Source organism: Nocardia sp. NPDC056611, assembly GCF_042792755.1.
Classification (GTDB): Bacteria; Actinomycetota; Actinomycetes; order Mycobacteriales; family Mycobacteriaceae; genus Nocardia.
In genome coordinates this window covers 499,049-511,265 of the sequence record NZ_JBHTVV010000006.1, presented here as the reverse complement: position 1 = coordinate 511,265, position 12,217 = coordinate 499,049, and the positions used below count along the sequence as shown (strand labels likewise).

14 protein-coding genes are annotated in these 12,217 nt (G+C 65.7%); 1 reads left to right on the top strand and 13 read right to left on the bottom strand.

Features of this window, described 5'->3' with window-relative positions:
* Window positions 1-476 precede the first annotated feature (476 nt).
* The 5 genes from murA to ACFRAQ_RS30345 form a co-directional block, all read right to left on the bottom strand.
* A complete protein-coding gene (gene murA / locus ACFRAQ_RS30365) occupies window positions 477-1,739 on the bottom strand; it encodes a UDP-N-acetylglucosamine 1-carboxyvinyltransferase (RefSeq protein WP_357289633.1) in 1,263 nt (420 codons plus the stop codon).
* A gap of 10 nt (window positions 1,740-1,749) precedes the next feature.
* On the bottom strand, window positions 1,750-2,343 hold the full coding sequence (locus tag ACFRAQ_RS30360; RefSeq protein WP_379105682.1) for a cob(I)yrinic acid a,c-diamide adenosyltransferase: 594 nt from the start codon (window positions 2,341-2,343) through the stop codon (window positions 1,750-1,752).
* Between the two features lie 29 nt (window positions 2,344-2,372).
* Complete coding sequence (locus ACFRAQ_RS30355; protein WP_379105680.1) at window positions 2,373-2,795, bottom strand: DUF2550 family protein; 423 nt, start codon at window positions 2,793-2,795, stop codon at window positions 2,373-2,375.
* A 170-nt stretch (window positions 2,796-2,965) separates the two neighbouring features.
* Window positions 2,966-3,238, bottom strand: coding sequence for an MspA family porin (locus ACFRAQ_RS30350; protein WP_379105678.1), 273 nt, complete (start codon window positions 3,236-3,238; stop codon window positions 2,966-2,968).
* A gap of 89 nt (window positions 3,239-3,327) precedes the next feature.
* Window positions 3,328-3,585 carry a hypothetical protein gene (locus ACFRAQ_RS30345; RefSeq protein WP_379105676.1) on the bottom strand — a complete coding sequence of 86 codons (258 nt, stop codon included), beginning with the start codon at window positions 3,583-3,585 and terminating at the stop codon, window positions 3,328-3,330.
* 314 nt (window positions 3,586-3,899) lie between these two features.
* On the opposite strand from ACFRAQ_RS30345, the gene ACFRAQ_RS30340 reads away from it, so the two are divergent.
* Window positions 3,900-4,991, top strand: a complete 1,092-nt coding sequence (locus tag ACFRAQ_RS30340; protein ID WP_379105674.1) for an NAD(P)-dependent alcohol dehydrogenase — start codon at window positions 3,900-3,902, stop codon at window positions 4,989-4,991.
* Between the two features lie 121 nt (window positions 4,992-5,112).
* On the opposite strand, the gene ACFRAQ_RS30335 is transcribed toward ACFRAQ_RS30340, so the two are convergent.
* The 8 genes from ACFRAQ_RS30335 to atpB form a co-directional block, all read right to left on the bottom strand.
* Window positions 5,113-5,484: a F0F1 ATP synthase subunit epsilon gene (locus ACFRAQ_RS30335; RefSeq protein WP_379105672.1), complete on the bottom strand. Its 372-nt coding sequence runs from the start codon at window positions 5,482-5,484 to the stop codon at window positions 5,113-5,115.
* A gap of 33 nt (window positions 5,485-5,517) precedes the next feature.
* Window positions 5,518-6,948: a F0F1 ATP synthase subunit beta gene (gene atpD, locus ACFRAQ_RS30330; protein ID WP_357289649.1), complete on the bottom strand. Its 1,431-nt coding sequence runs from the start codon at window positions 6,946-6,948 to the stop codon at window positions 5,518-5,520.
* An 18-nt stretch (window positions 6,949-6,966) separates the two neighbouring features.
* Window positions 6,967-7,938, bottom strand: coding sequence for a F0F1 ATP synthase subunit gamma (locus ACFRAQ_RS30325; protein WP_379105669.1), 972 nt, complete (start codon window positions 7,936-7,938; stop codon window positions 6,967-6,969).
* A gap of 57 nt (window positions 7,939-7,995) precedes the next feature.
* The gene (gene atpA, locus ACFRAQ_RS30320) at window positions 7,996-9,633 is read right to left on the bottom strand and encodes a F0F1 ATP synthase subunit alpha (protein WP_379105667.1); all 1,638 of its coding nucleotides are present in this window, start codon (window positions 9,631-9,633) and stop codon (window positions 7,996-7,998) included.
* An 89-nt stretch (window positions 9,634-9,722) separates the two neighbouring features.
* Window positions 9,723-10,532, bottom strand: coding sequence for a F0F1 ATP synthase subunit delta (locus ACFRAQ_RS30315; protein WP_379105665.1), 810 nt, complete (start codon window positions 10,530-10,532; stop codon window positions 9,723-9,725).
* A gap of 19 nt (window positions 10,533-10,551) precedes the next feature.
* Entirely contained in the window at window positions 10,552-11,109 is a 558-nt protein-coding gene (locus tag ACFRAQ_RS30310; protein ID WP_357289658.1) for a F0F1 ATP synthase subunit B, read from the bottom strand.
* A gap of 26 nt (window positions 11,110-11,135) precedes the next feature.
* Complete coding sequence (locus tag ACFRAQ_RS30305; RefSeq protein WP_357289659.1) at window positions 11,136-11,381, bottom strand: ATP synthase F0 subunit C; 246 nt, start codon at window positions 11,379-11,381, stop codon at window positions 11,136-11,138.
* A gap of 75 nt (window positions 11,382-11,456) precedes the next feature.
* Window positions 11,457-12,182 (bottom strand): F0F1 ATP synthase subunit A, encoded by a 726-nt coding sequence (atpB, locus tag ACFRAQ_RS30300; RefSeq protein WP_357098873.1) that lies wholly within the window; start codon window positions 12,180-12,182, stop codon window positions 11,457-11,459.
* Window positions 12,183-12,217 lie beyond the last annotated feature (35 nt).

Genomic DNA, 12,217 nt, shown 5'->3' with positions numbered 1-12,217 from the left:
TCCGTTGAAGACTCTAGATTTACCGCCGAAGCAGCGAATCAGAAGTATCTCGAACCAGAGTCCGAAAACCTAGCAAAACAGTCGGCCGGAAAATTAGCCGACTTAAATGTCCAACCACCCTCACGGGGGTGAGAATGATTGGAACCAAATATATTATTTGGCACTGACATTCATCGACACACTATTGAGTTCTCAAAGAACACACGCACACACCAACATCCCGGAACTTTCATCCCGCTTGTCGGTGAGGCTGCTTTTGAAGCTTAGCTCAGCCCTCCCAGCAGAACCAAATCCGCTGATCTTGCCGAACCAATGTGATCATCAGGCGCTCCTCGTACTACCTCGTTTCCCTAGCCTCTGGGGCCCGGGTCGGTGTCCGTGTCGCTCTGACCTGGAATAAGTTACGTGTTGGTTGTTCTCATGTCAAATCGCCTGTTCAGGACGGGTTTTCGCGAACACGTCCCGACACCGGCCGTTCAGTCGGAGGTTCCGACGCGTTCGATTTCCGCTCCGAGCCCGCGCAGGTTCTCCACGAAAGACGGGTAACCCCGGTCGATGTGGAAGACATCGTGGACTTCGGTGACACCGTCGGCCACCAGACCCGCGAGCACCAGACCCGCGCCGGCCCGAATGTCGGAGGACCACACCGGCGCCGAGGACAGTCGCGGAATACCGCGCACCACAGCGTGATGCCCGTCGGTGCGGGCGTCCGCGCCGAGCCGGATCATCTCTTCGACGAAACGGAAGCGCGCCTCGAAGATGTTCTCGGTGATCATCGAGGTGCCGTCCGCGATCGCGGCCAGGCCGATGGCCATCGGCTGCAGGTCGGTGGGGAAGCCCGGGAACGGCAGGGTCGAGAAGTTCACGGCGCGAGGGCGATCCGCCTGCACCACGCGAAAACCATCCGGTTCGAACGAGATTCGGGCGCCCGCCGAGCGCAGCTTGTCCAGCACCAGGGACAGGTGCTTGGGGTTGATGCCCGTCACCCGCACGTCACCGGTGGTCATGGCGGCGGCGATGCCCCAGGTCGCGGCGACGATGCGGTCGCCGATCACCCGGTGGGTGGTGGGGGCCAGCTTCTCGACGCCCTGGATGGTCAGCACCGAGGTGCCGGCCCCGGCGATCTTCGCGCCCATCCGGTTCAGCATGTTGCAGAGATCCACGATCTCCGGCTCACGGGCGGCATTGTCGATGACGGTCTCGCCCTCGGCGAGCACCGCGGCCATCAGGATGTTCTCGGTCGCGCCGACCGAGGGGAAGTCCAGCCGGATCCGGGCGCCTTGCAGCTCCTCGGCCCGGGCCACCAGGCAGCCGTGCTCGATCTCCGAGGTCGCGCCGAGTAGGCGCAGACCCTGCTGGTGCATGTCCAGCGGACGCGAACCGATCGCGTCGCCACCGGGCAGCGCCACCACGGCCCGCTTGCAGCGCGCCATCAGCGGACCCAGCACGCACACCGAGGCACGGAACTGGGTGACCGCCGGGAAGTCCGCGTGGTACTTCGGTTCCGGCGGGGTCGCGATATGGACCGTGCCGCCCTCGATGACCACATCGCAGCCGAGACCGCGCAACACGTCCGCCATCAACGGCACATCCAGGATGTCCGGGCAGTTCGTGATGGTGGTCGTACCCTCGGCCAGCAACGCGGCAGCCATCAGCTTGAGGACGCTGTTCTTCGCGCCGCCCACCGCGACCTCACCGACGAGCCTGCTGCCCCCGGTCACCAGAAACCGTTCACTCACGGGGGTCAGCCTAGTGGTCCTCTCCCGCACTCGCGGCGTCTCCGCCCGGCCGCCACAGTATGTCGCCGTCCGGGTTGGCGACCCGGCCGAGGATGAACAGCAGGTCGGACAGGCGGTTGAGGTATTTGGCGGGCAATACGTTGGTGTCGTCCGGGTGCGCCGCCACCGCGGCCCAGGCCGCACGCTCGGCGCGTCGCGCCACGGTGCGCGCGGTGTGCAGCAGCGCGGCCAGCGGGGTGCCGCCGGGCAGGATGAACGAATTCAACGGCGGCAGAGGCTCATTGAACTCGTCGCACCACTTCTCCAGGCGGTCGATGTAGTCCTGGGTGATGCGCAGCGGCGGGTACTTGGGGTCGGCGACGACGGGGGTGGAGAGGTCCGCGCCCGCGTCGAACAAGTCGTTCTGTATGGAACGCAACACAGTCAGAATCCGCGTGTCCGGCCGGCCGAGCGCGATGGCGACCCCGAGGGCCGCATTGGTTTCGTCACAGTCGGCATACGCGATCAGCCGCGGGTCGGTCTTGGCCACCCGCGAGAAATCGCTCAGTCCGGTGGTGCCGTCGTCGCCGGTTCGCGTGTAGATCCGCGTCAAGTGAACGCTCACAGGGTCACACTATCGCTCTCGGTATCGGGCTAGCCGGCGCGGCGGCGACGGATGCGCTCGGACGGGCGCGATTCCACCCAGGACAGGAAGGCCGCCATGGCGCCGCGGTCCAGGGCCAGCTCGTAGTTGCCGTCACCGTCGGACACCATGACGATGACCTCGTCGGTCATGATGTCGTATTCGTCGTCGGCCGGCGAGCGGCGCGGGCCCACCTCGATGGTGAGCCGCCGCATGGTGGAGTCCGGGCCGAGTTTCAGGCTGGAGAGTTTGTAGAAGAGGAGCGTGTCCTCGTCGTAGCGGATCAGGCCGTGCCGCCAGCCGCCGCCGTGTCCGCGCGCGGGCAGGACCCGCAGCAGGGCGGCGGTGCCGCCGCGACGCAGCATGACGAGGCGATAGGTCGAGGCCAAGGCCAATCCGACCAGCAGCAATACCAGAATGATCAGAAGCCACATCCCGGTTTGCAATGCCGCTCCGTCCCTTCACATCCGCGTTGCTGTCGATCACTGACCGGCCGGAAGCCGGGCCCCGCTTTCGGTCGATAGTAGCGACCGCGGAAACGCGGAGTCCGGCCATCCACCGAATGTGATGAATGCCCTGTTCAGCGAGGCGTCGAAGATATATGTCAGCCGATGCTGAACGGCTGTCCGTAGAGCGTGACCTTGTGGTAGTCGATACCGATGATCTCGACCACGGAGACCTGGCGGGCCTGCGCGTAACCGCCGCAGCCCTGGATCTCCATCGGGGTGTCCTGATAGTTGATGGTGTAGGCGCCGCTCTTGACCAACTCGATGTTGTTGATCGCCACCCACTGCACCTGACCGGGCGAGAGCGGGAAGCTGAACCCACCGGTCAGGGCGGGCGTGGAGCTGACGAGGACCGCGGCGTTCGCGCTCAACTGACCCAGCGCGACCTGACAGCCGACGATGTAGTCGGTGGTGAGGTTGGGCGATCCGTGCGTTCCCGAGTTATTGGTGCCGGGAAAATTCAGCGGACCGTTGTTGGGACCGACATCCCCTCCGGGGTCTCCACCTCGGCGGTGACATTGCCCGTCACCCACGAGGTCCGGCCCGCGCCGTTGGAGGCCAGCGACGGCGAAATGATCGCGCGCTCACCGACACTCGTGATCGTGACCCCCGGGCCCTCGATACGCCCGTCGGGCAGTGGGACCGTGACATCCGCGGCAGCCGTACCCGGTGCGAGGACTCCGACCGCGACCGTCACGACGGCGACGGTGACCGCCATGTGCCCATTCGAAGCCTGCTCATCAACCCCTCGCTCATCGTGCTGTTGCATCGTGGAGGTAAAGCTGAGAATGCGGGAATTGCCGACCCATTGCCGGGCGCTTCAGATCACAACCCGGTGATCGGCGATTGCATTCAACCACACCGGGTTGACGCGAGAGCTATTACCGGGCGAACGATCCGGTATCCGTGGCGGCCTACAGGTCCGCCGTCCACGAGACCACCCACGGGACCACTGAGCGGGATCGCCGATGGCCGTAAACTGGAACACGTTCTTATGCTCCCGACAATTGGGATGTCTTGGAAGGAGATTCCGTGGAAATTACCGCTGCGGTGGCCCGAGGAGCCGATGCGCCCTTCTCGATGGAGACCCTCAGCCTCGAGGAACCCCGTCCGGGCGAGGTGCTGGTGCGCATCGTCGCCACCGGCGTCTGCCACACCGACCTGGTCTCCAAGAGCGTGTTTCCCGCCGAGCTGCCGATCGTCCTCGGGCACGAGGGCGCGGGCATCGTGGAGCAGATCGGCTCGGAAGTAACCGGAATCGAAGTGGGCGACCATGTGCTGCTCACCTACGCCAGTTGCGGCACGTGTTCTCGATGCACCAACGGGCTTCCGCCCTATTGCGAGAATTTCGTCATTCTGAACACCTCGGGCGGCCGCTCCGATTTCACCTCGCCGCTGAGCAACAATGGCGAGCGCGTCATGGGCGCGTTTTTCGGACAATCGAGTTTCGCCACCCACGCACTGGTGTCGGCGCGCAGCATCGTGGTCGTGGACAAGGAGGTCGACCTGGTCGCCACCTCCCCGTTCGGCTGCGGCGTGCAGACCGGTGCGGGCGCGGTCGCCAATGTCATGAAGCCGGGCCCGAACGACTCGATCGCCATCTTCGGCGTGGGCGGCGTCGGCATGGCGGCGCTCATGGCGGCCCGGGCCATCGGCGCGGGAACCATTGTGGCGATCGACCTTTCCGCGGACCGCCTGGCCGTGGCCAAGGAGCTGGGCGCGGACATCACCATCGACGGCGCGGCCGACGACGTGGTGGCGCAGATCATCGCGGCCACCGGCGGCGGCGCGAACTTCGCCCTCGACACCACGGCCGTCAATGCCGTGATCGCCAAGGGCCTGGAAGCCTTGGCGCCCATGGGCACCCTGGTGCTCGTCGGCCTCGGCGAGGCCAGCATGGACCTCGAGATCGGCCACCTCACCGGCAACGGCAAGGCCGTTCGCGGATGCATCGAGGGCAGCGGCGATCCGCAGAAGTTCATTCCGCAGCTGCTGCGGTGGCATGCCGAGGGCAAGTTCCCGATCGAGAAGATCAGTAAGACCTACGCGTTCAGCGACATCGACACCGCGCTGGCCGACGCCCACCACGGCACCACGATCAAGCCGATTCTCACCTTCCAGTGAGAAGCGGCACGCGCGCCCGGCCGATACCGGGCGCGCGTGTGGTCTTCGGAGTGTAGAAGCACGAAAACAGCGGCGGCCCCCGGGATTTCCCCGGGGCCGCCGCCGTTGTCTCAGCGTCGAGCTAGTGGGCCGCAGCGGCCTTCTCGACCGCCCGCAGCTGGCCCTGTGCCTTGGCCAGCGCGGCCGGGCTCGCGTCCGCATCGGCGACGACGGCCTTGGCGGCCGCCTCGTCGATGTCGAAGGCGAAGTCGGCGGACTCGGCCAGCACACGCACCGAAGTGGCGGTGACGGAGAAGAATCCGCCGTGCACGGCCACGACAACACGCTCGTTGTCGTCGGACACGATGGTCACGGTGCCGCCCTCGACCAGCTGGCCGAGCAGCGGCTCGTGGCCGGCGAGGATGCCGATCTCACCCTCCGTGGTCTGGGCCGACACGAAAGACGCGCGGCCCGACCACAGCAGTCGCTCGACGGCGACCAGGTCAACGGACATGGTATTTGAATCAGACCCAGTAGCCATGGGTGACTACTTCCCGGCGATCTTCTTCGCAGCGGCCTCGACGTCGTCGAGACCACCACACGAATTGAACGCCTGCTCGGGCAGGTGGTCGAACTCGCCCTTGCAGACCCGATCGAAGTCGTCGATGGTCTGCTCCAGCGGCACGACGGAACCCTCCTGGCCGGTGAACTTCTCGGCCACGATGAAGTTCTGGCCCAGGAACTTCTCCAGGCGACGGGCGCGACCGACGAGGACCTTGTCCTCTTCGGAGAGCTCGTCCATACCCAGAATCGCGATGATGTCCTGGAGTTCCTTGTACTTCTGCAGGATTCGCTTGACCTCGTTGGCCACCCGGAAGTGACGCTCGCCGACGATCGAAGCCTCGAGGATTCGCGAGGTCGACGACAGCGGGTCGACGGCCGGGTAGATGCCCTTCTGCGAAATCGGACGCGACAGCTCGGTGGTGGCGTCCAGGTGCGCGAAGGTGGTGGCCGGCGCGGGGTCGGTGTAGTCGTCCGCGGGCACGTAGATCGCCTGCATCGAGGTGATCGAGCGGCCACGGGTCGAGGTGATGCGCTCCTGCAGCTGACCCATCTCGTCCGCCAGGGTCGGCTGGTAACCGACGGCCGAAGGCATACGACCCAGCAGGGTCGAGACCTCGGAACCGGCCTGGGTGAACCGGAAGATGTTGTCGATGAACAGCAGCACGTCCTGGTTCTGGACGTCGCGGAAGTACTCGGCCATGGTCAGGGCCGAGAGGGCGACGCGCATACGCGTGCCCGGCGGCTCGTCCATCTGGCCGAAGACGAGGGCGGTGTCCTGAAGGACGCCCATCTCTTCCATTTCGAGGTGGAGGTCGGTGCCCTCACGGGTGCGCTCACCGACGCCCGCGAACACGGACGTACCGGAGAACTCACGCGCGATACGGGTGATCATCTCCTGGATCAGAACGGTCTTGCCGACACCGGCACCACCGAACAGACCGATCTTGCCGCCCTTGACGTACGGGGTCAGCAGGTCGATGACCTTGATGCCGGTCTCGAGGATCTCGGTCTTGCCCTCGAGCTGGTCGAAGGCGGGCGGCTGGCGGTGGATGCCCCACTGCTCGCCGTCGCGGCCCAGACCGGGGGTGTCGAGGCAGTCACCGAGGGCGTTGAACACGTGGCCCTTGACGACGTCACCGACGGGCACCGAGATCGGCTTGCCGGTGTCGCGCACCTCGGCGCCACGGACCAGACCGTCGGTCGGCTGCATCGAGATGGTGCGAACGATGTTGTCGCCCAGGTGCTGCGCGACCTCGAGGGTCAGGGTCTTGGCCACGGACGCGAGCGCGATGTCCACGTTCAGGGCGTTGTACAGGTCGGGAATCGAACCGCGCGGGAACTCGACGTCCACGACGGGTCCGATGACGCGGGCGACACGGCCAGTGCCGACCCGGGTTTCAGTAGCTGCGGTCATTGGTTCTCTTCCTGGGCCTTAGTCGAGGTCCGAGCTCGCCGCCAGTGCATTGGCACCACCGACGATTTCCGTGATTTCCTGCGTAATCTGCGCCTGGCGCAACGAGTTCGCGGTTCGGGTCAGCGAGTTGACCAGATCCGTGGCGTTGTCCGTCGCGGCCTTCATGGCGGTGCGGCGCGCAGCCGACTCCGATGCCGCTGCTTCGAGCAGCGACGAGTAGATCCGAGTGTTGACGTACTTCGGCAGCAGCGCGCCCAGCAGGCGATCCGCGTCCGGCTCGAACTCGTACTGCGGCTTGATCTCCGCAGACTCGGAGTCGGAGAAGCTGTCCGGACCCATGTCGAAGTTCTCGTCCACGAACGTCACCTGGATCGGGGCCAGGCGACGCACCTCGGGCTGCTGCGACAGCATCGACACGAAACGCGTGTAGACGATGTGCAGTTCGTCGACGCCGGCCATGGTCTCGCCCCCGTGGGGGTTGACGACCTCGCCGTCGGACCCGGCCATGAACGCTTCCACCAGGTGGTTGCAGGCGGCCGAGGCGTCCACGTAGTTGGGCTGCTGCGAGAAGCCCAGCCAGGACCCGTTCACCGTCCGCTTGCGGAAGGTGTAGTAGGTCAGGCCCTTCGCGCCCATCACATACAGCACCGGCTCCTTGCCCTCGGAGCGCAGGGTGGTCATGAGCTCCTCGGCGCGCTTGAGCACGTTGGAGTTGTAACCACCGCACATACCGCGGTCGGAGGTGATGACCAGAACGGCCGCGCGGCGGGCGTTCTCACGCTCGGTCAGCAGCGGGTGATTGAGATTCCCACTGGCGCTCGCCAATTCGGCGAGCACCTTGGTGATCTCCTCCGCGTACGGCTTGGCCGCGGCAACTCGGGCCTGCGCCTTGCTGATTCGCGAAGTGGCGATCAGTTCCTGAGCCTTGGTGATCTTCTTGATCGAGCTCACGGAACGAATGCGGGAGCGCAATTCGCGCACGCTTGGCATTAGCGGTTCACACTCCCTTCATTCGTCGATTCGGTCAGTCGCATGTGCTCGTCTCGATTACTTCTCGACGTGCTTGCGGGTGACCGAGAGGGACTCGACCTCTTCGTGGTCCAGCTGACCGGCCTCGGCCTCGACGACCCGCGAGCCGTCGGAAGCCAGGAAGCCCTGCTTGAACTTGTCGGTCGCGGCCTTGATGGTGTCGGCGGCGTCGCCCTCGAGCACCTTGGCGCCGCCCTGCAGGGCGTCGAAGGAGGACTGCACGGAGGCGTGCAGGTTCTCGAGCAGCTCGGCGTTGAAGCGACGGATGTCGCCGACCGGCACGGAGTCGTAGTAGCCACCGTCGACCAGGTACAGCGAGACGACCTGGTCCTCAACGGAAACCGGGGCGTACTGGTCCTGCTTCAGCAGCTCGACCCAGCGCGCGCCACGCTCCAGCTGAGCCAGCGACGCGGCGTCCAGGTCGGAGGCGAAGGCGGAGAACGCCTCGAGCTCACGGTAGGAGGCCAGCTCCAGACGCAGCGAACCGGAGACCTTCTTCATGGCCTTGGTCTGCGCGGCGCCACCGACTCGGGACACCGAGATACCGACGTTGATGGCCGGGCGGACACCCTTGTTGAAGAGGTCCGACTCCAGGAACACCTGGCCGTCGGTGATGGAGATGACGTTGGTCGGGATGAACGCCGAGACGTCGTTGGCCTTGGTCTCGATGATCGGCAGACCGGTCATCGAGCCCGCGCCCAGCTCGTCGGACAGCTTCGCGCAACGCTCCAGCAGACGCGAGTGCAGGTAGAAGACGTCACCCGGGTACGCCTCGCGGCCCGGCGGGCGACGCAGCAGCAGCGAGATGGCGCGGTAGGCCTCGGCCTGCTTCGACAGGTCGTCGAACACGATCAGGACGTGCTTGCCCTGGTACATCCAGTGCTGGCCGAGGGCCGAACCGGTGTAGGGGGCCAGCCACTTGAAGCCGGCGGAGTCGGAGGCCGGGGCCGCGACGATGGTGGTGTACTCCATCGCGCCGTGCGCCTCGAGGGCCGACTTCACGCCCGCGATGGTGGAGCCCTTCTGGCCGATCGCGACGTAGATGCAGCGCACCTGCTTCGACGGATCGCCGGTGGCCCAGTTGGCCTTCTGGTTGATGATCGCGTCGATGCAGACCGCGGTCTTACCGGTCTTGCGGTCACCGATGACCAGCTGACGCTGGCCGCGGCCGATGGCGGTCAGGGCGTCGATGGCGGTGATGCCGGTGGCCATCGGCTCACCGACCGGCTGACGCTCCAGCACGGTGGCGGCCTGCAGCTCGAGCACGCGGCGCTCGTCGGCCTCGATCTCGCCCAGGCCGTCGATCGGGGCGCCCAGCGGGTCGATGACGCGGCCCAGGAACTTGTCGCCCACGGGGACCGAGAGCACGTCGCCGGTGCGGCGGACCTGCTGGCCCTCTTCCAGGGTGTCGAACTCACCCAGGACGACGGCGCCGATCTCGGTGTCCTCGAGGTTCAGCGCCACGCCGAGGACGCCGCCCGGGAACTCCAGCAGCTCGTTGGCCATCGCGGACGGCAGGCCGCTGATGTGGGCGATACCGTCGCCGGTGTCGGTGACGACACCGACCTCTTCGATGGAGGTCTCGGGGGTGTAGCTCTGGGTGTAGCTCTCGATCGCGCTACGGATCTCATCGGGGGAGATCGTCAGCTCCGCCATGTTCTTCCTGCTCTCGCTGTGGTCTCGAATGTCGGTGTGTTACTGCGCTCTTCGGCGGAGCCGAAAATCAAACTCCGTGCGTTTGTCTCTTAAGCGAGAGACTGACGCAAGCGCTGGAGGCGGCCGACGGCGCTGCCGTCGATCAGGTCGTCGCCGACGCGCACGACGACGCCGGCCAGCAGGCTCGGGTCTTCCTGCACGTGCACCGTGACGGGCTTGTCGTAGATGCGCTGCAGCGAAGCAGCCAGGTGCTCGCGCTGCTGCGGCGTCAGGGCCACCGCGGCACGGACGTGCGCCACGATCTGCTCCCGGAGCGAAGCCGCCAGGTCGGACAGCTCGTCGATGGCGCCGCCGACATCGCCCTTGTGGCGCAGCACGGCCTGGTCGACCAGCTGCAGGGTGATGTCCTCGACCTTGCCGGCGAGCAGACGCTGCACCAGGGCCAGCTTGGCTTCCGCCGGCTTGCCGTGGTCCTGCAGCGCCTGCTCCAGGTCCGGGTTGTCGTCGATGATCCGGGCCAGCCGGAACAGCTCGTCCTCGACCGCGGTCAGGCGGCCACGCTCGTCCGCGGCGCGCAGCAGCGCCTCGCGGCCGAGCAGAACCAGCGTGTCGACCAGATCCCGGGCGCGCGACCAGTCCTGGGCCACGGCCGTGGTCAGCACGGCCAGCGTGGTACCGCTGATCTTGCCGCCGAAGACGCGTTCGGCCAGCTCGGCGCGCGCCGAGCTCGACACCGACTTATCCGCGAGCGCCACACGCAGCGAACGCTGGTCGTCGAGGACGGCGACAACGGCGAACAGTTCCGACCCCGTAGTAGCCGCGACGGTGTCGCTACCGGTCAGAGCGGCCCGAAGAGCTTCCCGCGCACGGGAACTCGCCTCGCGGCTCGCTGCGTACATGCTTCCCACTTTCGGTTCGTTACCTTCCGACCCCGATGCCGGCGTTCGCGTCCAGTTCCGCGAGGAACCGGTCGATCGACGCCGCCTGCTTGGCCTCGTCGGCCACCGACTGACCGATGATCTTCTCGGCCAGGTCGACCGCGGTACGGCCCAGTTCGGACCGCAGCTCGGTCACGATCTGCTGGCGCTGTGCCTCCAGCTGCGAGTGGCCGGCGGCCACGATGCGGTCGGCCTCGGCCTGCGCATCGGTGCGCATCTGCGACAGGATGGCCGCACCCTGGGTGCGGGCTTCCTCGCGGATGCGAGCGGCCTCGAGGCGAGCCTCGGCCAGCTGCTCCTGGTACTGCTGCAGGGTGGCCTGCGCCTCGGCCTGCACGGCCTCGGCCTTGGCGATACCGCCCTCGATCTTCTGCGAACGCTCGTCCAGCACCTGGGTCAGGCGCGGGACGACGTACTTGGCGAAGACGAAGGCGATAACGATGAAGACGACCGCAGACCAGAAGATGTCGTACGGCTCGGGGATGAGGGGGTTGACTTCGTCAGACCCCTCAGCCGCAAGCAGATAGGTGCTGTTCATCGTTGATTCCTAGTCTTTGGCCGGAATCAGAAAATGAAGCCGGCGACGAGACCGATCAGCGCCAGGGCCTCGGTGAACGCGATACCCAGGAACATGTTGGTCCGGATGGTGCCCATCAGCTCGGGCTGGCGGGCGATGCCCTCGATGGCCTTACCGACGACGATGCCCACACCGATGCCGGGGCCGATCGCAGCGAGGCCGTAACCGATGGCGCCGAAGCCCTTGGACTTGGACTCGGCAACTTCAGCAGCCAGGTACGAGAGGGTGCTCATGTGTGTTTCATTCCCTTTCTGTCGCCCACCCGCCGGGCGGCGTGGAAGGCAGGTTTATGGAGTTGGTGCGGTCGGTCAGTGAGAGTCGGCGTGCTGCGCCAGACCGATGTAGACAGCGGTCAGCAGCGCGAACACGTACGCCTGCAGGAAGACCACCAGCAGCTCGAAGAGGGTGAAGCCGAAGCCCGCGAGCAGCGAGAACGGCGAGAACACCTTCATCCAGGAGGCGGCATCGAACAGGAAGAACTGGGTGGCACTGAAGAACAGCACCAACATGATGTGGCCTGCCAGCATGTTCGCCATAAGACGGACGGTGAGCGTGAACGGGCGCAACACGAAGGTCGAGATGAACTCGATGGGGATCAGCAGCACGTGCAGCGCGGCCGGCACATTCGGCACCACGATGGACGAGCGCATGTATTTCAGGAAGCCGTACTTCTTGATGCCCACGTAGTTGAAGGTGACGTAGGCGACGACGGCCAGCACCAGCGGCATGCCGATGCGCGCGTTCGACGAGATGTTCAGACCGGGAATAACACCCGAGATGTTCAGGAACAGCACGGTGAAGAAGATCGACGCGATGAGCGGGAAGAACTTCTTACCGGATTCCTTGCCGAGCACCTCGTCGCAGATCTGCTCCTTGACGAACACCAGACCTGATTCGGCGACATTCTGCAGTCCGCGCGGAACCAGCTGAGGCCGACGGAAAGCGGCGAACATGACTGCCACGAGAACGACCGACATCAGGATGCGAATGAGCATCAAACGGTCGAGCTCGAAAGGCGTCCCCTCGAACAGCACTGCTGGAGGGAAGAAGTCGTTGAGTGACGGCGCGT

What these genes read in the sequence shown, in the direction of transcription:
- atpA (WP_379105667.1), bottom strand. Translation starts at nt 9,633, where the DNA reads ATGGCGGAGCTGACGATCTCCCCCGATGAGATCCGTAGCGCGATCGAG.
- ACFRAQ_RS30355 (WP_379105680.1), bottom strand. Translation starts at nt 2,795, where the DNA reads ATGTGGCTTCTGATCATTCTGGTATTGCTGCTGGTCGGATTGGCCTTG.
- ACFRAQ_RS30315 (WP_379105665.1), bottom strand. Translation starts at nt 10,532, where the DNA reads ATGTACGCAGCGAGCCGCGAGGCGAGTTCCCGTGCGCGGGAAGCTCTT.
- ACFRAQ_RS30305 (WP_357289659.1), bottom strand. Translation starts at nt 11,381, where the DNA reads ATGAGCACCCTCTCGTACCTGGCTGCTGAAGTTGCCGAGTCCAAGTCC.
- ACFRAQ_RS30335 (WP_379105672.1), bottom strand. Translation starts at nt 5,484, where the DNA reads ATGTCCGTTGACCTGGTCGCCGTCGAGCGACTGCTGTGGTCGGGCCGC.
- ACFRAQ_RS30345 (WP_379105676.1), bottom strand. Translation starts at nt 3,585, where the DNA reads ATGGCGGTCACCGTCGCCGTCGTGACGGTCGCGGTCGGAGTCCTCGCA.
- ACFRAQ_RS30325 (WP_379105669.1), bottom strand. Translation starts at nt 7,938, where the DNA reads ATGCCAAGCGTGCGCGAATTGCGCTCCCGCATTCGTTCCGTGAGCTCG.
- atpD (WP_357289649.1), bottom strand. Translation starts at nt 6,948, where the DNA reads ATGACCGCAGCTACTGAAACCCGGGTCGGCACTGGCCGTGTCGCCCGC.
- ACFRAQ_RS30310 (WP_357289658.1), bottom strand. Translation starts at nt 11,109, where the DNA reads ATGAACAGCACCTATCTGCTTGCGGCTGAGGGGTCTGACGAAGTCAAC.